This is a genomic window from Aquimarina megaterium XH134 (genome assembly GCF_000520975.1).
Lineage (GTDB): Bacteria > Bacteroidota > Bacteroidia > Flavobacteriales > Flavobacteriaceae > Aquimarina > Aquimarina megaterium.
This window is the reverse complement of the sequence record NZ_JACB01000118.1, coordinates 1-1,252: the sequence shown is the minus strand read 5'-3', so window position 1 is coordinate 1,252 and position 1,252 is coordinate 1. Positions and strand designations below refer to the sequence as shown.

Genomic DNA, 1,252 nt, shown 5'->3' with positions numbered 1-1,252 from the left:
TTGGGTAATTTTCAATGTTATAAATCTCCCAATATTCATTGATTCCATCGCCATCTGGTGAAAAACCATATCGTGTTTGATCTTCTTCTTGTGCTTCTACATAAACTGTGACTGTATCTTCTTCGATACATCCTTGATCACTGGTAAAAACAACAGTATAGGTTGTTGTTTGATTTGGGTTTGCTATTGGATTTGCAATATCTGTATTGCTAAGACCTGTTGAGGGTGTCCAAACAAATCTTCCATTACCAGAAGCAGTCGCATTTAATTGCACCTCCTGCCCTTCTGTAATCTCTTCATCTTCTCCTGCTTCTATAGTACATATTACAAGGTCGTCATTATCTTCTATAATAATATCTTGCGTTGTAGTTGTTCCTAAAGTAATACCTGTAGACGGGTTGCTAATCGTTAATGTTGCCGTTTCTGCACCTTCTACAGCAGTATCATCAACAATAGTAAAAGTCACTGTACCTGTGGTCATCCCATCAGGAATAGTAATCGTACTATTACTTAAGGTAAAATCTGAAGGTGTAATTCCTGTTCCTGCAGCAGCGATATCAATAGTTTGAGCGCCTACAACAGTTATCGAAGAAGTAGCGATGACCGTTATTACTGTCCCTGCTGCTTCTGTACCTGTATTTGCTGAAACTGAAAGATTTACCGTAGGGATAGGTGCTGAATCATTATCCGTAATAACAATATCTTGCGTTGTAGTCCTTCCTAGAGTAATACCTGTAGATGGATTGCTAATCGTTAATGTTGCTGTTTCTGTACCTTCTACAGCAGTATCATCAACAATAGTAAAAGTCACTGTACCTGTGGTCATCCCATCAGGAATAGTAATCGTACTATTACTTAAGGTAAAATCTGAAGGTGTAATTCCTGTTCCTGCAGCAGCGATATCAATAGTTTGAGCGCCTACAACAGTTATCGAAGAAGTAGCGATGACCGTTATTACTGTCCCTGCAGCTTCTGTACCTGTATTTGCTGAAACTGAAAGATTTACTGTAGGGATAGATTCTGAATCATTATCTGTAATAACAATATCTTGCGTTGTAGTCCTTCCTAAGGTAATACCTGTAGATGGGTTGCTAATCGTTAATGTTGCTGTTTCTATGCCTTCTATAACAGTATCATCAACAATAGTAAAAATCACTGTACCCATGGTCATCCCATCAGGAATAGTAATCGTACTATTACTTAAGGTAAAATCTGAGGATGTAATTTCTGCTCCTGCGGCAGCAATATCAAT

The 1,252-nt window shown here is 38.3% G+C and carries 1 protein-coding gene; it reads right to left on the bottom strand.

Annotated elements, in window-relative coordinates:
* Positions 1–1,252 (bottom strand): Calx-beta domain-containing protein (locus Z053_RS29550; protein ID WP_035097194.1); only part of this gene is annotated, 1,252 nt, incomplete at both ends.